16 protein-coding genes are annotated in these 17,369 nt (G+C 52.5%); all 16 read right to left on the bottom strand.

Annotated elements, in window-relative coordinates; translation table 11 throughout:
- Positions 1-180: 180 nt before the first annotated feature.
- The gene (locus ACFSX3_RS07070; RefSeq protein WP_209992761.1) at positions 181-1,200 is read right to left on the bottom strand and encodes an anti-sigma factor; all 1,020 of its coding nucleotides are present in this window, start codon (positions 1,198-1,200) and stop codon (positions 181-183) included.
- Complete coding sequence (locus ACFSX3_RS07065) at positions 1,197-1,697, bottom strand: RNA polymerase sigma factor (protein ID WP_209992760.1); 501 nt, start codon at positions 1,695-1,697, stop codon at positions 1,197-1,199. The genes ACFSX3_RS07070 and ACFSX3_RS07065 overlap by 4 nt, the downstream gene beginning before the upstream one ends.
- A gap of 153 nt (positions 1,698-1,850) precedes the next feature.
- Positions 1,851-3,533: a ribonuclease J gene (locus tag ACFSX3_RS07060; RefSeq protein ID WP_209992759.1), complete on the bottom strand. Its 1,683-nt coding sequence runs from the start codon at positions 3,531-3,533 to the stop codon at positions 1,851-1,853.
- A gap of 621 nt (positions 3,534-4,154) precedes the next feature.
- Positions 4,155-5,030, bottom strand: coding sequence for a 4-hydroxy-tetrahydrodipicolinate synthase (dapA, locus tag ACFSX3_RS07055; RefSeq protein WP_209992758.1), 876 nt, complete (start codon positions 5,028-5,030; stop codon positions 4,155-4,157).
- A gap of 16 nt (positions 5,031-5,046) precedes the next feature.
- A complete protein-coding gene (gene dapG, locus ACFSX3_RS07050) occupies positions 5,047-6,267 on the bottom strand; it encodes an aspartate kinase (RefSeq protein ID WP_209992757.1) in 1,221 nt (406 codons plus the stop codon).
- A gap of 217 nt (positions 6,268-6,484) precedes the next feature.
- The gene (locus ACFSX3_RS07045) at positions 6,485-7,081 is read right to left on the bottom strand and encodes a dipicolinate synthase subunit B (protein WP_209992756.1); all 597 of its coding nucleotides are present in this window, start codon (positions 7,079-7,081) and stop codon (positions 6,485-6,487) included.
- On the bottom strand, positions 7,082-7,978 hold the full coding sequence (dpsA, locus tag ACFSX3_RS07040; RefSeq protein ID WP_209992755.1) for a dipicolinate synthase subunit DpsA: 897 nt from the start codon (positions 7,976-7,978) through the stop codon (positions 7,082-7,084).
- A 361-nt stretch (positions 7,979-8,339) separates the two neighbouring features.
- A complete protein-coding gene (gene dut, locus ACFSX3_RS07035) occupies positions 8,340-8,792 on the bottom strand; it encodes a dUTP diphosphatase (protein WP_379256408.1) in 453 nt (150 codons plus the stop codon).
- Entirely contained in the window at positions 8,764-10,029 is a 1,266-nt protein-coding gene (locus ACFSX3_RS07030) for a M16 family metallopeptidase (protein WP_209992753.1), read from the bottom strand. The genes dut and ACFSX3_RS07030 overlap by 29 nt, the downstream gene beginning before the upstream one ends.
- A gap of 79 nt (positions 10,030-10,108) precedes the next feature.
- On the bottom strand, positions 10,109-11,095 hold the full coding sequence (locus ACFSX3_RS07025) for a polysaccharide deacetylase family protein (protein ID WP_209992752.1): 987 nt from the start codon (positions 11,093-11,095) through the stop codon (positions 10,109-10,111).
- A 265-nt stretch (positions 11,096-11,360) separates the two neighbouring features.
- The gene (gene pnp, locus ACFSX3_RS07020; RefSeq protein WP_209992751.1) at positions 11,361-13,463 is read right to left on the bottom strand and encodes a polyribonucleotide nucleotidyltransferase; all 2,103 of its coding nucleotides are present in this window, start codon (positions 13,461-13,463) and stop codon (positions 11,361-11,363) included.
- A gap of 223 nt (positions 13,464-13,686) precedes the next feature.
- The gene (gene rpsO / locus ACFSX3_RS07015) at positions 13,687-13,956 is read right to left on the bottom strand and encodes a 30S ribosomal protein S15 (RefSeq protein ID WP_019910460.1); all 270 of its coding nucleotides are present in this window, start codon (positions 13,954-13,956) and stop codon (positions 13,687-13,689) included.
- A gap of 150 nt (positions 13,957-14,106) precedes the next feature.
- Complete coding sequence (locus tag ACFSX3_RS07010) at positions 14,107-15,054, bottom strand: bifunctional riboflavin kinase/FAD synthetase (RefSeq protein ID WP_209992750.1); 948 nt, start codon at positions 15,052-15,054, stop codon at positions 14,107-14,109.
- Between the two features lie 36 nt (positions 15,055-15,090).
- Entirely contained in the window at positions 15,091-16,005 is a 915-nt protein-coding gene (truB, locus tag ACFSX3_RS07005; protein ID WP_209992749.1) for a tRNA pseudouridine(55) synthase TruB, read from the bottom strand.
- Positions 16,002-16,979 (bottom strand): DHH family phosphoesterase, encoded by a 978-nt coding sequence (locus tag ACFSX3_RS07000; RefSeq protein WP_209992748.1) that lies wholly within the window; start codon positions 16,977-16,979, stop codon positions 16,002-16,004. The genes truB and ACFSX3_RS07000 overlap by 4 nt, the downstream gene beginning before the upstream one ends.
- Before the next feature lie 26 nt (positions 16,980-17,005).
- A complete protein-coding gene (gene rbfA / locus ACFSX3_RS06995; RefSeq protein WP_209992747.1) occupies positions 17,006-17,353 on the bottom strand; it encodes a 30S ribosome-binding factor RbfA in 348 nt (115 codons plus the stop codon).
- Positions 17,354-17,369 lie beyond the last annotated feature (16 nt).

The raw sequence follows: 17,369 nt of genomic DNA, 5'->3' as shown, positions 1-17,369 counted from the left end.
ACACAGCGCTCCCCTTCTGCCTGCAACACCCGTCCGTGTGCTTCAGGCTTCTGATTTCTATTAGTATGACATTCCGGGGGACCCCCTTATGCACTATATAAATTGCACTTGTATTTTTCTGCTGCTAATTCAAGAGGGCGGCCCCTCACTTTTAACGGGCCGCCCTCTGTATTTCATATTTTAGTATTTGTCCACCACCGCACCCAGCACCGCTCCGCGCACGTATGTCTGGTCCTTGAGGCTCTTTAACCCGTCCGCCGTGCCGGTTACAACCACACCCAGTATGCGTACATCCCCGGCCTCCGGTGCAGGCTTGTCTTTTTTCAAATAATTGAAGATACGCTGATACTCACTGTGGTAATTGTCTTTCTTGTCCACTCCAACCTGCACTGTGCCGATGAAGTGCTCGGGCTTCGCCTGATCCCAATCCGGCTGGACGCCAAATCCGTAGACTCCGTAATTCGCATTCATCGGGGTCGGATAGTTCATTTTAGCGGGATCATTCTCATTTGGATAGGGCTTGAAGTTGAACCCTTCGCGTTCATCATACGTATCGACCCAGTACCAGACTGGCTTGGCGCCTGCGGGCAGCAGACCTTTCACCTCTTCGAAGGAATAATCCTTGTCAAAAGATATCGCGAGCTCCACCCGCTTGTCTTCGTTCATCTTGTCCAGCTCAGGAAGATCATTTAGAATTCTTCCGCCGTAATCGACGCCCGGGATATAGAAGGCCAGCTCCCTCTGCCCGTTATAGGAATTATAACCCCGGTAATACTCATATCCTTCCTGCTTCATGCGCGGATCTTCTACAGTCAGGTTGTTAGAACCGCCATAGGCGCCGGTTGTGAAAGGGAACCACCAGGCGTTGTAATTGAGCCATCTATTCTTCCAGGGGATCGGTACGTCATCGACGATTTTATAGGTTTGAAGTTCCATTACTCCAGATAAAAAACCTCTATTGTCCCTAAAGCCTGAATTAAATTCATTAGGGCTGCTGATCCTCATATACCGCTGTTCGCTATAAAGTGCGTTGGAAGACAGATGTCCTACCAACTGCGCCGCACCAAAAAATACGATGATCAGCATAAGCACACTAACTGTGACTGAAATCAGGATGCTGCGGATCATGCTCTTCCGTTTGGTTTTTTTCAGGGTTTGCATAATATTCTGGTCTTCTGCTTCATCCCATGGGGCAGTCATTCGCCCTCACCTCCATATAATTGTTGAAATTGCTGTCTGGCCCGGTAGAGCGTAGCTTTCACTGTCCCTTCGGAAATGCCGAGCAGGGCGGAGATTTCCTTATAGGACAGCTCCATTTCATATTTCAGCAGAATCAGTTGCTTATTGACCGGATTCAAGCAGTCCAGCACTCCTTCTATCTCCTCTTTCCGTTCTCTGCGCAGCAGCACCGCTTCCGGTAACTCCTGCTCCTGGGCCGGATGTTCTTCCACTTCCTCACCGCTATAGGAATATCTCTTCTGTCTGCGGCAATGGTCAAAATAACGGTTAATCGCAACCTTGTACAACCAGGCGCTGAATTTGCGCTCATCGATCGCCTCCAGATACAGCAGCGCCTTGTACACGGTGTCCTGCACAATATCTTCTGCATCTGAAGCCCCGGCGCCGAGGCGGATCAAGTAGCGGCGAATCTCCGCCATTTTGGGTTGGAGCACCTTCTCCAGGTCTCTTGGCTCCATGCTGCACCTCCTTGCCTGTATAACGGTCAGGTTGCCCAAATGTTATTTTGTGCAAAGAAAAAAACATAAAAAAGCCTCTTCCCCCAGGAAACCGTCCAATATTTCCGGGAAAAGAGGCTATTGCCAAAGCTATATTGTTAAGAAATGCTTCTCTTATACTTCCATAATAATCGGCAGGATCATCGGTCTGCGGCGGGTCTGCTCATAGAGGAAACGGCCGAGCGAGTCTTTGACACTGGTCTTCAGGGAAGCCCATTCATTGACCTTCTCACTCATCAGACGCTGCAGCGTGCCCGAGACAATCCGGTTCGCTTCGTCCAGGAGACCTTCCGATTCCCGTACATACACGAATCCGCGTGAGATGATATCCGGACCAGAGACAATCGCTCCGTTCTGCTTGCTGAGGGTAACCACAACCACCAGAATACCGTCCTGCGACAACAGCTTGCGGTCACGCAGTACAATGTTGCCGACATCGCCGACACCAAGTCCGTCAATCAGCACGTTGCCTGCAGTAACCTTACCTGCTCTGCGTGCAGCTCCTCCAGAAATCTCAATCACTTCACCAAGCTCAGTAATGAAGATATTGCTCGGCTCTACGCCAACGGATTCAGCCAGAAGCGCATGCTTACGCTGCATCCGGTATTCACCGTGGATTGGCATGAAGTATTTCGGCTTCATCAGGTTGAGCATCAGCTTCAGCTCTTCCTGGCTGCCGTGGCCGGATACGTGAACGCCGGAGTTGGAGCCGCTGTAAATAACATTGGCACCAAGGCGGAACAGTTCATCAATGGTACGGCCAACATATTTCTCATTACCCGGTACCGGTGTAGCCGCAATAATAACGGTGTCGCCCGGCATGATATCTACCTTGCGGTGACTGGAACGCGCCATGCGTGTCAGCGCTGACATAGGCTCGCCTTGGCTGCCTGTGCACAATACCACCACACGGTTGCCTGCCATTCTGTTCATCTCTTCAGGCTCAATGAGCATGCCGTCAGGGATATGCAGATAGCCAAGCTCGGAAGCGATGGACACTACGTTAACCATGCTTCGTCCAATCACGGTAATCTTGCGTCCGGTTGCTTCAGAAGCGTTCACGACCTGCTGAATACGATGCACGTTCGAAGCGAAGGTCGCTACTACTACACGCTGTTCAGCTTTGCGGAAAATATCCTCCAGCACGATGCCGACGTTCTTCTCCGAAGGTGTGAAGCCCGGCTTCTCGGCATTCGTGCTGTCTGACAGCAAGGCCAGAACACCCTTCGATCCGATCTCAGCCATACGATGCAGATTGGCAAATTGACCGTTGACTGGCGTGTGGTCAAATTTGAAGTCACCTGTGTGAACAACATTGCCTTCTGGTGTCTCAACGCATACCCCGACAGAATCCGGAATACTGTGATTCGTTCTGAAGAAGGTTGCCTTGAGGGATGTACCCAGTTCAACTTCGGAATCCTCATTAATCAGAATCCGCTTAGTTTCACCAAGCAGGTTCGCTTCCTTGAGCTTGTTCTCCACAAGACCCAGGGTAAGTCTTGTTCCGTATACGGGAACATTCAGGTTCTTAAGCACATAAGATAATCCGCCAATGTGATCCTCATGGCCGTGGGTAAGAACAATTCCTCTTACCTTGTCACGGTTCTCAATGAGGTAGGAGATATCCGGTATTACAATATCAATACCCAGCATATCTTCCTCCGGGAATTTCAGGCCGGCGTCAATGACTACAATGTCGTTGCCGTACTGAACTACGTACATGTTCTTCCCAATTTCGCCGACTCCGCCAAGCGCGAATATCGTCAGTTTGTCGTTGTTGTTGTTTTTTTTGGACAAATGAATCTAACCCTCCTATGATGTTGGACGTCATACTTTTTATTTGTTAACAATGAGCTTCAATATTTCAGCGGCGCTGTAATATACATCAAAATGCTGTTAACTCCTTACTTCGACAAGGAATTCCCGGTAAGCCTGTATAATTGCGCAAGTCTAAACTCCCGAATCCGGGCAGTAATATCCTCTTGAAGCGGGCAAACGCCCTCAAAATTCCACCACCGCGCCCCTTGCGCGTAAATCCGGCGTATTCAGCACAGACTTATTCAAGGACCTATCCTGTCTCACAATGTAAAATCACATTGATGGAAGATTACGCATATTTTTTTAACCGCACCGAGTCAATTAAGTTCATTATACATGATTTTTTTGGCAAAAGACAAGTCACCCTGTGCCTGGTCCTATTCTTTCCTTAACAATCAGCCATTATTTGAGGAAAAGACAAGCAAAAAAGCGCTGCAAAGACTGACTTTTTTAACATAGAGTTAATCCGGGAGAAATAAATACCATAAGCGCTCTGCAGTGGCAAAAAGTCCGTTATGTAAAAAAAACGGCCGCTCTATAAGAGTGACCGTCGCTGTATGATCTATCTATCTTCGCCTCATTCACATATCCATGGCTGGACTATCTTAGCAAAGCCGCAATGAAGGCCGCCTCTTCTTCCGTCGGTGAGACCAGCGGCAGGCGGACCGAGCCGACATCAATCCCGCGCAGCCCCAGCGCGTACTTCACGGCTGAGGGATTGGGCAGCGGCTGCGGACACTCGAACAGCCCCTTGAAGACCGGAAACAGCTGCCGGTGAAGCTCACCTGCACGGCGGACATCGCCGGAGTTGAAGGCCTCGATCATCTCCGACATCTGCGCCCCTACGACATGGCTGGCCACACTGATAATGCCATGGCCCCCAACAGCAAGCGTCGCGAGACCCGCAGAATCATCTCCGGAGTAGACATGGAAGTCTTCAGGACAAGCTGAGGCAATCCATGTAATCTGATCTACCGAAGCACATTCCTTCGTAGCCACAATATTAGGAATCTCCGCCAGACGCAGGGTGGTTGCTACACTCATGCTCACTGTCGTACGGCCTGGCACATTGTACAAAATGCAGGGCAGCGAAGTCGCGGAAGCAATCGCAGAGAAATGCTGGTAAAGCCCTTCCTGATTCGGTTTATTGTAATACGGGACGACCAGAAGCACACCGTCCACGCCGATTTTTTCAGCTTCCTTGGTGAGCCGGGTAGAGTGTCTGGTGCTGTTGCTGCCGGTACCGGCAATGATTTTGCAGCGTCCGTCTGCCTGCTGCTTCACGAAGGAGAACAGCTTCAACTTCTCCTCATCCGTTAAGGTCGGCGATTCACCGGTTGTTCCGCAGACTACGAGCGCAGCGGACTTTTGTTCCTCGATCAGATAATCGACCAGCCTTGAAGTTGCTTCCCAGTTGATTTCTCCCTCCCCGTCAAACGGGGTTACCATTGCGGTGATCAGTCTTCCGAAATCCACTTTGAATTCCTCCTTGTCAGCGGTGCAATTCAAACTTGGTATGCAGGGCGCGAACCGACTGCACCATATCTTCTTTTTTCACGAGAACCCAGATCGTTGTGTTGGAATCGGCAGACTGCAGAATTTGGATGTTCTGCGAGCTGAGCGCTTCGACGATATGCGCCATAATCCCCGGAACGCCGTTGATGCCTCCACCGATGACCGAGACCTTCGCACAGCCGGACAAGCTCTTGGGACGCAGACCCAGTTCCTGCAGCGCAGCAATTGCCTGCTCCGATTTGTCATCGAACACCGTATATACGGCCTCGGTCGGCGTTACATTGATGAAGTCCACGCTGATTCCGTTATCGGCCATGCTCTTGAAGATCTGCAGCTGCACGCCAGTTCCATTGCCCTCCGGACATTCCACCGAGATCTGCGTAATATTGCTGACATAGGCAATACCTGTGACGAACCGGTCAACGACTCCGTGCGATACATCACTGAAGCCTTCCGGATGGGTCACAAGCGTCCCCTCTGCTTCAGAGAAGGTCGAGCGCACACGTACCGGAATCTGGGCCTGCATGGCAATCTCCACTGCCCGTGGATGAATGACCTTGGCTCCCTGATACGCCATGTTGCAAATCTCGGTGTAGCTGACATAAGTAAGCTGCCTTGCATCTTCGACGATCCGCGGATCGGCGGTGAGAATGCCGTCCACATCCGTATAGATGTCTACCATATCCGCACGCAGTGCGGCTCCCAGTGCTGTCGCCGAGGTGTCGCTTCCTCCGCGGCCCAGTGTGGTGAAATCACCAGCCTCCGTCTGACCCTGGAAACCGGTTACTATAACTACTTTATGCTCGCGCAGCTCCCGTAGAATGCGTTCCGTCCGCACATCCAGAATTCTGGCATTGCCATAGCTGTTGTCTGTCAGGAATCCGGCTTGCGCCCCTGTCAGCACAGTGGAACGAATACCCTCCTGCTCCAGCAGACCGCACAGATTGGCCGCCGAGATGATCTCCCCGCAGCTCATCAGCAGATCCCGTTCCCGGTCCGGGAGCGAATTCCCGCTCTGAACCGCCAGATCAAGCAGTGTATCGGTAGCGTAGGGTTCTCCTTTGCGGCCCATAGCCGAGACTACAACCACCAGACTGAACCCGCTGGCCAGCTCCCGTTTGACATGACGAATTACGTGTTCTCTGGCCACAGGTGTGGATAGGGAAGTTCCGCCGAATTTTTGCACCAAAATACCCATGTATAATTCCTCCATTACTTCTCTCAGCAGACTTACTGAACCTTACGTGAAATAAATCACCCCATGAGGCAGAAGTGTTCGTAGCCGCGATAACCTGACTCTTATTATAGCGTAAAATTGTTCGTGCCGCCCCCGGGATGAGGACGGCAGAAATGAAGCTTATGGGTCCGTCAGCTGAGTTCGCTCTTCCGGGCCAATCCCGTGCTGATTATATTATCTATGCGGAATAAAACCGTTGAACTAGCATAGGCTGCAACTGGTTGCCCTGTAGAGCGGCGTAGCACGCCTCAGGAATGAGATCCATCTGCGCCACCAGCGAATTCGGCTTACCCTCAGGATTATCCTGTCCGAACGGGACGAAATAAATATGTTTGGCAACCAGGAGCTTCGCAATATTCGCAGCGTTAAGTCCAAGTCCGTCATTCGTCGAGATCGCCAGCACCAGCGGACGCCCGTTGCGCATCTGCGATTTGGCTGCCATCAGCACCGGACTGTCCGTCATCGCGTTCGCCAGCTTACTTGTTGTGTTCCCTGTGCAGGGAGCGATCGTCAGCACATCCAGCAGCTTGGAAGGACCCAGCGGCTCCGCTTCAACAATTGTAGAAATGATATCATTCCCTGTTATATCTTTCAACTGTTTTAACCAATTTTCCGAGGTTCCAAAGCGGGTATCCGTATTCAGTACCGAAGCAGACACAATCGGCACCACATTCGCTCCTCCATCCATGAACCGCTGAATCTGCGGCATCACCTCAGCGAAGGTGCAGTGCGAGCCGGTAATGGCATAACCTACTGTTTTTCCGTGCCAATCCATTCATTCATCCCCCCTGCTTAAAGTCTCGTCCGATATCGACTGTACCAGCGCACCTGCCATAATGATTCCGGCGCTCTTGGGGGCAACAATTCCGGGCAGGCCCGGTGCCAGCATCGCCTTGATCCCGCGCTTCTCGGCATAGCGGAAATCGCATCCGCCCGGTGCGGACGCCAAATCGATGATCACGCAATGCGGCTGAAGCCGGGACAGGACCTGTGCGTTGATAATCATAGCGGGTATAGTGTTGAAGATCAGATCCGCCTCTGGTGCATGCAGCAGCAAATCCTCTGTCATAAAAGGCTTCCAGCCCATTTCCGCTGCCCTTGCAAAATGCTCCTGCTTCCTGACGCCTACTTTGACCGTTGCTCCCATTCCCTGGAGGGTTCTGGACATTGTGAAGCCGGTCCGGCCCATCCCCAGCACCATCGATGTAGAGCCGTGTATGGTAAAGTCCGTATTCTGTACGGCCATCACCAAAGCTCCCTCCGCTGTCGGAATAGAATTGTAGATTGCCACATCGTCCCTGTTCAACAGCTCCACCAGCTTCAGTGAATGTCCGGCACACAGGCCGCGCAAATAGCTCTTAGCCATGCCGGTGTACACGATTGCCCGGGACGGCAAGGCCGCGATATGCTCCTCCCGCAGCTGGAGGCGTTCCGAAGAATACAGCGCATTAATGTAACCCTCATCATCGCAGCCGACCGCCGGCAGCACCAGCACATCCGCTTCACCTAGCAGCTCGGGCGACAACAGTTCCAGGCTTACCCCCGGGCATGGGGCATCCCATGTATCGAATCCGGCAACGCTTACGGCCGCATCCAATTCCACACATTTCCGAATCACTTCAATTTGTCTCGCGTCCCCGCCCAGGAACACGATCCTGATGCCAGTAAGCATAGGGATGACGCTCCTTTCCACAACCACATTCGACTATAGAGCATCTTATGCCGGAAGCCGCCGATGGGTGAAGAGCGGAGAGGAATTCTAATCCACAGAAAGAGTTATAGCTTATACTTGTATTTTTTCTGTTCTGGGATTGCCGTGACTCCAGAGAATGTTTTGCCCTCCGTCCGCTGTTGTCCCCTGCAGTTTTAGACCAAAAGAATCAGGTACACTGCTCCTGTCGGCGATTCCCTCAGCCACGTTCAGCAACAATGTCAGTCTATGAATTATTCAAAGAAAACTAAAAAAAGCCTGCGGCTGCACCCGAAGGTGCATTTTCCGCAAGCTAATTGGTACAGCTATGAGATAAGGACGCTTATTTGCCAGTATGCCCGAAGCCGCCGGCTCCGCGCTCTGTGTCAGACAGCTCATCCACTTCCACCAGAGTCACTTCAGGCACAGCCTGGAATACCATCTGGGCGATCCGCTCGTTACGGGCAATCGCAAACGGCTCCTGTCCCAGGTTGATCAGCAGCACCTTAATTTCACCCCGGTAATCCGCGTCGATCGTGCCTGGTGTGTTCAGGCAGGTGATGCCATGCTTCAGGGCCAGCCCGCTGCGCGGACGGATCTGCGCCTCCAGCCCGCCTGGCATCGCCAGCGATATGCCGGTGGGGATCAGCGTCCGCTCGCCCGGAGCAAGTACCACAGGCTCTCCTACAGCGGCATACAGGTCATACCCCGAGGCCAGCTCGGACATTTTACAGGGCAGCAGTACATCCTCATTCCCCGGAAGCTTGTTAATTTGTACGTAATGCGGCAAGATCATCTCTCCTAACATTGGCTATCGCTTTATCGGTGGAACCTACCATCGCCAGAGACAACGGCTGTGCGAACATAAAGTCCAGCAGAGCGTTGATATCCTCCATGGTTACAGCTCCGATTTTGGCTATCATTTCATCCAGCGTATCCTGACGGCCGAGCATCAGCTCATTTTTGCCCATCCGGTTCATCCGGCTGCCCGTACTCTCCAGACTGAGAATCAGGCTGCCCTTGAGCTGCTCCTTGCCCTTGCGGAGCTCGTCCTCGCTCAGGCCGTTCACAGCCAGATCACGCAGCATTTCTTTGATCAGCTCTGTAACTTCCTTGGTCTGCTTCGGCGCTGTTCCGGCATACACCGTGAACAAACCGCTGTCAGCCTGGGCACTGTGATACGAGAATACGGAATAGGCCAGACCGCGCTTCTCGCGGATCTCCTGGAACAACCGGGAGCTCATGCCGCCGCCGAACGCATTGTTGAGGAGCGCCATCGGATATTGCAGCGGTCCGCCGCTACGGACACCCGGCAAGGAGATGCAGATGTGATTCTGCTCGGTCTTCTTTTTGTGGAACACCAGCTCCCCCTGATATGCAGGCTCAGTCAGCAGAGGTGCTTCACCATGATTCGTGAAGGAACCGAAATGCTGCTCCAGCAGCGGGATCAGCCCGTCATTAATATTACCGGCTACGCTGATCACGGTGTTCTCGATGGTATACTGATCCTTCATGTAAGCACGCAGATCATCCGGCGTCATCTCCAGCAGGCGTTCCTTCAGCCCCAGGATGGTATAGGCCAGCGGGTGCTCGCCGTAGGCGGCAGCACACATCAGCTCATGGACAAGATCATCCGGCGTGTCCTCGCACATGGCGATTTCCTCCAGGATCACATTCTTCTCCTTGGCCAGCTCTTCCGCATCCATCCGTGAGCGGAAGAACATATCTGCCAGCACATCTACAGCAATCGGCAAATGCTCATCCAGTACTTTGGCATAAAAGCATGTATATTCCTTCGAGGTAAAGGCATTGACGTTACCGCCAATGGCATCAAACTGTTCGGCAATATCCTTGGCGGTATAGCGGTCAGTTCCCTTAAAGAGCATATGCTCAATGAAATGGGAAATCCCGTTATTAAGCGGGTTCTCATTGCGGGAGCCCGTCTTGACCCAGATTCCGAAAGATACGGACCGGCCGGTCGGGATCTTCTCGGTCACCACCCGGAGTCCGTTCGATAATAATATTTTGTCCAATGTGTAATCCTCCTGGCACAGCCCCTGGTTCTGTCTGTATTTGTTATTCGCGCCTCTAATCCTATCAGAAATAAGGCGTTCACTCAACTTCCGCAGTCACGATACGCTCAGGTGAGAGCGTCTGACTGACGGTTCCCAAGAGCAGGCCCTTGGCTTTGATCCCCCGGATCATCCCTCTTAGCGCTTGCGAGGAGGACGCCGTCGGATGCATCAGGATCAGGGTTCCCGGCTCTACCCGGCTGCTGATCTTGGCAACAATTGATTCCGGGGACGGATTGCGCCAATCGACCGTATCGAGCGTCCACAACACCGTCTTCAGCCCCAGCGAGGCGGCAATCTCCACCGTCTGCTGGTTAAAGTCTCCTGACGGCGGAGCAAACCACTTATTCGTCACACCCAGACTTTCCTTCAGCAGCTTCTGCGTCTTCTCAATCTCGGCAGCGGCACGCGGCCGGCTTAGATTACTCATCTTGGGATGCGTATACGCATGGTTCTCCACCTCATGCCCGCGCTTCAACATCTCTGCTGCAAGCTCCTTGTTGCGGCTTAGCCAGCTTCCGTCCAGAAAAAAAGTCACCTTCACCTTTTCCGCATCAAGAATATCCAGCATCGGCCGGATATACTCATTCCCCCACGCCACATTAATCATCAGCGAGACCATCGGCTTCGCCGGATTCCCCCGGTAGATCGGCTGCGCTCCCAGATCATCCAGCGATACCTTAGGCTTAATCTGGCGGTACATCAGCTTGAGCCCTTCTTGGGGTCCCCGTAAAAGTGCGCTCCGGTAGGTGGCCTCCACATCGACCTCCAGCCCGTTATAACCGGGTATGGCTTTCCATACCCGGTCAACTACAGCATTCACCGGCTGCGCATTCAGCGCCTCGGCCCGGCGGGTAATCTGCGCGCGCAGATCATCCTCCGCCTGATTCAGAGCATAGCTCATCACGGCTGCATCCGCCTGCGGCTTAAGCCCGGCAATCATCTCTTTCACGGGTCCGTTCGTACTGCCAATTCCGATTACTACTGCGATGCAAGCCAGCACAAGCGCCGCCTTGTCCGTCTTCATGACGTCTTACCTCCCCGGCAGAAACGGTCTGTTCCGTCCCCGCACAAGGGTCAAGCCGTGCGGGGACGCTTTGTCCCAGCCTATGTATGAAGGACGCAGATTATGCATACTGCATCTATACTGCCTTCAAGCGGGTAAGATATAGCCGTCCTGTCAGGACCCCATCGCTGCGCATACTTTTCCAAAAAAAAGAGGCAGAACCGTACTGCCTCTGTCTCTTCTTCTTATCTATAGTTGGAATACCGGTGAAACGGCGGCGTAAGACTTACGCCTTCGCTCCGCTCTCCGAAGTCAGAACTGCTTTGCGCGACAGGTTGACGCGGCCTTGCTGGTCGATCTCTGTTACCTTCACGGTAATGGTGTCGCCAATCGCCACAACATCTTCCACCTTAGCCACACGATCGGTGGACAGCTGGGAGATATGCACGAGGCCGTCTTTACCAGGGATCAATTCAACAAAAGCGCCGAATTTCTCAATGCGTCTAACGGTACCCACATAAATCTCACCAACTACTACTTCCTTCACAATACCCTCAATAATTCCACGGGCCTTCTGAATCATGGCTTCGTCAGAGGAACCGATGAATACGCGGCCATCCTGTTCGATGTCGATCTTCACGCCGGTTTCTTCAATAATTTTGTTGATGATTTTACCGCCAGCACCGATAACATCACGGATTTTGTCCGGGTTGATATTGATGATGATGATCTTCGGAGCATATTTAGACAGGCTCTGTCTTGGAGCAGCGATCGCTTCATTCATTTTACCAAGGATGAACATACGTCCTTCTTTGGCCTGCTGAAGCGCCTCGTGCAGAATTTTGCGGTCGATGCCGTCGATTTTGATATCCATCTGAATCGCCGTTACGCCTTCAGCTGTACCCGCTACCTTGAAGTCCATATCGCCGAGGTGATCTTCCATGCCTTGAATATCGGTCAGGATGGAGACATGCTCCCCGTCCTTGATCAAACCCATCGCTACACCTGCTACAGGCGCCTTGATAGGTACCCCTGCATCCATCATGGCCAGGATACTGGCACAGATGCTCGCCTGGGAGGTGGAGCCATTGGATTCAATCGCTTCAGATACCAGACGGATGGTGTACGGGAATTCAGTCTCACTTGGAATAACCTTGGACAATGCACGTTCACCCAGTGCTCCGTGGCCGATCTCGCGGCGTCCCGGTGCTCTCAGCGGACGGGCTTCCCCTACGCTGAACGGAGGGAAGTTGTAATGGTGCATGAATCGCTTGGTTTCTGCCGGATCAATCCCATCCAGAATCTGCACATCACCTAGTGCACCCAGGGTACATACGCTAAGGATCTGTGTCTGGCCGCGTGTGAACAGACCGGAACCGTGTGTGCGCGGCAGCAGGCCTGTATCGCATTCGATCGGACGAATCTCATCCAGCTTACGTCCATCCGGACGAACCTTGTCATGCGTGATTAGACGTCTGACTTCATCCTTCACGATATCATGCAGTGCTTCCTTGACATCCTTAAGAAGCTCTGGGGTTTCTATGTATTTCTCTGCGAAATACGCCACCGCTTCGTTGTTCACCAGATCGATCGCATCCTGGCGGGCATGCTTCTCGGCGATTCTTACGGCTTCCACCAGACGAATCTCAGCAAAAGCACGAACCTCTGTATTTACATCCGCATTAACCGCATGCAGCTTCACGGCCATCTTCTCTTTACCGGCAACGGCTACGAGCTGCTCAATCACAGCCACAATCTTGCGGACCTCGTCATGTCCGAACATGATCGCTTCCAGCATCACATCTTCAGTCACTTCATTGGCTTCTGCCTCTACCATCATGATGGCATCCTTCGTACCGGCCACAACCAGATAAAGATCGCTGATAGCCTGCTGGGCTTGATCAGGATTGATGATGAATTCTCCGTTAATCCGGCCAACAGCCACGCCGCCGATTGGTCCGTTAAACGGTACATCGGAAATACTGAGCGCAGCGGAAGTACCGATCATGGCAGCAATATCAGGCGCACAGTCCTGATCCACGCTCATTACCAGGTTCAAGACTTGAACGTCATTGCGGAACCCTTCCGGGAACAATGGACGAATCGGACGGTCTGTCAGACGGCTGGACAGAATCGCTTTCTCGCTCGGACGTCCTTCACGTTTGATGAATCCGCCCGGGATTTTGCCTACTGCATATAATCTTTCCTCATAGTTCACTGTCAGCGGGAAGAAATCCAGATCTTTTGGTTCACTGGATGCTGTAACCGTACACAATACTGAAGTATCTCCGTAACGCACCATCACGGCTGCGTTCGCTTGTTTGGCCAGACGGCCTGTTTCCAGCACAAGGCGTCTTCCGCCCAGCTGCATTTCCACACGTTGTTCCATAAAACCCCTCCTTGAATGGTTATAATACGTTCTGTATGTTCTACAAGCAAAAACGGCTTGTCCTCCGCAGAGGTGAGGATAGCCGTTTTTGCGAATGCTATCAACTTGTCAACTGTAAAAGTTTACCCTAAATTTTCAAAAAGCAACCCGGCTGTCCCGCTGTCGCTCGTAAGAAGGACATACGGTATACAACCAGGCTGCTTTAGGGTTCTACTTATGGAAATTAACGACGCAATCCCAGTTTTTCGATCAGGGCGCTGTAACGTCTGATGTCTTTGTTCTTCAAATACGCCAGCAGTTTACGACGTTGTCCAACCATCTTCAGCAGTCCGCGGCGGGAATGATGATCCTTCTTGTGCGTACGCAAGTGGTCAGTCAAATTAACGATGTTCTCCGTAAGGATAGCAACTTGCACCTCAGGGGATCCAGTATCGGATTCGTGAGTTTTGTGCTCGTCGATCAATTGGTGTTTACGTTCTTGAGTCAATGCCATCCTGTTCACCTCCTTCATTATAATCGCCAGTAGCCTCGTCACCGTCGGTGAGAACAAGCAACCAAGCTAAGGTTCTGATGCTGTCAATCCAGCAACGTTAATCAGTATAGCACCTTCAAAGGCAAAAGTAAACGGCATGTCCGTGAAAGATTAGGAATGATATCCCAGAAGACCTTTGGCTGTCTCGGCATCTGCACCGATCTGGGCAATCAAGGCATCAATAGACTCGAACTTGCGCTCAGCGCGGATGTAGGACACTAGATCTACCTTAAGCTCCTGTCCATAAATATCTGAGGCAAAATCAAACAGATGGATTTCAAAGCTGGGCTTGGTTACCCCTTCATGAAACGTAGGCTTCACACCGACATTCATAACCCCGTACAGCACTTCGTCCCTGTAAAAGACCTTCACTGCGTATACGCCTGTGGCCGGAATGACATAGCGGTCTTCGAGCTGCAGGTTCGCCGTCGGAAAACCGATGGTCCGGCCCCGCTTCTCCCCGTGGCCGACGATACCGCGCAGGTGATAACAACGTCCAAACCAGGCATTGGCCTTATCGAGTTCCCCGCTCAGCAAGCTCTTGCGGATGCCGGAGCTGCTAACCTTCTCCCCGTCAAGGAGGAACGGCGCGACCGTCTCTACCTTCATTGCACCCTGTCCCAGCTCCGAAAGCGTGTCTGCATCCCCCTCGCCCTTGTGGCCGAAGCGGAAGTCGAACCCAACAACCGCAGTCACAATCTGTAGCGGCAGCAGCATCACAGAGACAAAGTCCGCCGGGCTTACCCGGGAGAGTTCTTCATTAAATGCAATTATATATAAAAGCTCAACACCCATCCCGGCAAGCAGCTCCTGCTTATCCTTAGCGGGTGTCAAATATCCTTCATAATCCCCTTTGCCCATAACGTCCTTGGGATGGGGGTAGAAAGTCATAACGGCTGCAGGTACACCTGCCTCGCGGGCAAGAGCAACAGCAGATGTGATGACACTGGCATGTCCGAGATGCAATCCATCGAATTGTCCCAGAGCAACTACTTGAGGCTGCGCGTACTGCGCCACCGTCTCCGGCAGCATCGGATAGCTTATCGTTACGGTTCTCACGCTGTTTCTCACCTACATTCGCAAATAAATTAAAGTTTAGACCTGGGCAAACACCTTGACGGGTGCAATAGCTCCTGCAGCCTCCAGAGCATAGATGCCGAGGAACTCCCCTTGCTGATCATAAAGCCGGAAATCTCCGCCTTGCTTCACTTCAGGCGTCACACAACGGATCGCCAACCGCTGCCCTTGCAGGGCCGCTTTCTTCTTCTCCTCGGCAACAATATGTCTGGGCAAATGTGAAATCGCCTCGTCGGCAGCAATCAGATGCTCATCCAGCGTACCGGCTTCCTTGTGCTGCGCAATTTGCTCCAGAGTCAGGCAATGACTGGCCGAGATCCCGGCCGACATCGTCCGCTCCAGCTTCACCATTACCCCAGGAACACCAAGTTTACGCCCGATATCTACACAGAGGGTGCGGATATAGGTCCCCTTCGAGCATAGCGCCCGAAAGGTAATCTCCGGATAATTGCCATTCCAGACCATTTGATGCATCTCAATCTCATAAATCTCTACTTCGCGGCTCTTACGTTCCACGGTCTTGCCTTCCCGGGCCAGCTCATATAAACGCTTGCCGTCCACCTTCACTGCCGAATACATCGGAGGTACCTGCGAAATCACGCCCTGGAAGGTGTTCAGTACAGCCAGCACTTCGGCCTCTGTAACATGAACCTCCTCCACGGATTCCGTGATCGTTCCGGTAAGATCCTCTGTATCGCTGGCCATTCCCAGCCGCAGCGTGGCAACATATTCCTTGGGCAGCTCCTGGATATACTCCACTACCCTTGTAGCCCGGCCCAGACAGAGCGGCAATACTCCGGTTACCTGAGGATCAAGTGTACCGGTATGTCCAATCCGCTTCATGCCCAGAATGCGCCGCGCCTTGGCCACAACATCATGTGAAGTGAACCCTGCCGGCTTGTATACAGCCAGAACTCCTGTAAGCTCACTCATAAATGACGTTTGACCTCCTCAAGCACCTGTGCGACAGCTTCTTCCAGGCTTCCGTTAATCCGGGCACCCGCTGCACGGGTGTGACCGCCGCCGCCGAAGGCCTGCGCCAGCGCTGCCACATCCACCTTGCCTGCGGAACGCAGACTAGCCTTCACCGCCTGGTCATCAATGACCTTGAACAGAACGCCTACCTCTACCCCGCGGATATTACGGGGATAATTGACAATCCCTTCAAGATCCTCATTGGCTGCTCCGGAGTCCAGCATATCCTGAGGCGTAACATATACCCAGGCTATATCTCCTTCAGGACTGAGCTGCAGGGTGCTAAGTGCCCGGTTCAGCACCTTCACCTGGGGGAGAGTCATCTCTTCCAGCAGGGTCTCTGCGAGATCCGGTCCATTCACGCCCAATGCCAGCAGTTCGGATACCGCCGCCATCACTTTAGGTGAAGTATTGCTGTAACGGAAACCGCCGGTATCTGTTAACAGTCCGGTATATATGGCTGTAGCAATATCAATATCCCACTCCAGCTCAAAGGTCTTCAGCAGATCAAACAGAATTTCTGCTGTCGCTGCCGCATCCGGCTTGATGAGGTTCACCGCGCCATAGCCGTTATTGGTTGGATGATGGTCTATATTCAAGATCAGTGCATCACTGGTGAAATGCTGCTGGGTCATCCCCACACGCTGGAAATCCGCGCAGTCGACACAAATTACATGGCTGTACTGGCGGGGCAATGAACCCTCAGACAGATTTACAATTTGATCGGCATGCCATAAATATTCCATTCTTTGCGGGATTTGCCCCTCGTTCAGCATCAAATATTTTTTGCCCAGACATGAGAGAAGCCAGCCCACCGCGAGGGTGGAGCTGACTGCATCTCCGTCCGGCTGAACATGCGACACTACAAGATAATCGTCGTGTTCCAGCAGAAACTTACGCGTCTGCTGGAGACTTTGTTCATAGCTCTGCATTCGCCGTCTCCTTTATGTTCCGTAGCCTATTCGTTTTTGCCGATTTCGCCGAGCAGCTTCTCAATATGACTTCCGTAAGCAACGGATTCATCCATCTTGAAGATCAGCTCAGGCGTATGGCGCAGGCGAATCGCTTTGCCAAGCTCCGAGCGGAGAAAGCCATTGGCTTTCTCTATCGCTTTGAGCGAGTCAGACTTCTGCTCCTCGTCCCCGAATACACTCAGGTATACCTTGGCCTGTGACAAATCATTCGTCACATCTACTCCAGTTATCGTTACGAACCCGACACGCGGGTCCTTCAGTCCGCTCTGGATGAGCTGGCTCAGCTCTTTCTTAATCTGTTCGCCAACCCGTCCGGCTCTGATTTTAGACATCTTATTTCACCTCTTC

The organism is Paenibacillus rhizoplanae, from assembly GCF_042684125.1.
Taxonomy (GTDB): Bacteria; Bacillota; Bacilli; order Paenibacillales; family Paenibacillaceae; genus Paenibacillus_AQ; species Paenibacillus_AQ rhizoplanae.
The sequence above is the reverse complement of the archived record's forward strand: the minus strand, read 5'-3'. Positions and strand labels throughout refer to the sequence as shown.

Coding starts and splice junctions, on each gene's coding strand:
- pnp (WP_209992751.1), bottom strand. CDS start 13,463: ATGGAACAACGTGTGGAAATGCAGCTGGGCGGAAGACGCCTTGTGCTG.
- ACFSX3_RS07065 (WP_209992760.1), bottom strand. CDS start 1,697: ATGGAGCCAAGAGACCTGGAGAAGGTGCTCCAACCCAAAATGGCGGAG.
- ACFSX3_RS07025 (WP_209992752.1), bottom strand. CDS start 11,095: ATGAAGACGGACAAGGCGGCGCTTGTGCTGGCTTGCATCGCAGTAGTA.
- rpsO (WP_019910460.1), bottom strand. CDS start 13,956: ATGGCATTGACTCAAGAACGTAAACACCAATTGATCGACGAGCACAAA.
- ACFSX3_RS07000 (WP_209992748.1), bottom strand. CDS start 16,979: ATGCAGAGCTATGAACAAAGTCTCCAGCAGACGCGTAAGTTTCTGCTG.
- ACFSX3_RS07045 (WP_209992756.1), bottom strand. CDS start 7,081: ATGGATTGGCACGGAAAAACAGTAGGTTATGCCATTACCGGCTCGCAC.
- dut (WP_379256408.1), bottom strand. CDS start 8,792: ATGATCTTGCCGCATTACGTACAAATTAACAAGCTTCCGGGGAATGAG.
- dpsA (WP_209992755.1), bottom strand. CDS start 7,978: ATGCTTACTGGCATCAGGATCGTGTTCCTGGGCGGGGACGCGAGACAA.
- dapG (WP_209992757.1), bottom strand. CDS start 6,267: ATGGGTATTTTGGTGCAAAAATTCGGCGGAACTTCCCTATCCACACCT.
- ACFSX3_RS07070 (WP_209992761.1), bottom strand. CDS start 1,200: ATGACTGCCCCATGGGATGAAGCAGAAGACCAGAATATTATGCAAACC.
- rbfA (WP_209992747.1), bottom strand. CDS start 17,353: ATGTCTAAAATCAGAGCCGGACGGGTTGGCGAACAGATTAAGAAAGAG.
- truB (WP_209992749.1), bottom strand. CDS start 16,005: ATGAGTGAGCTTACAGGAGTTCTGGCTGTATACAAGCCGGCAGGGTTC.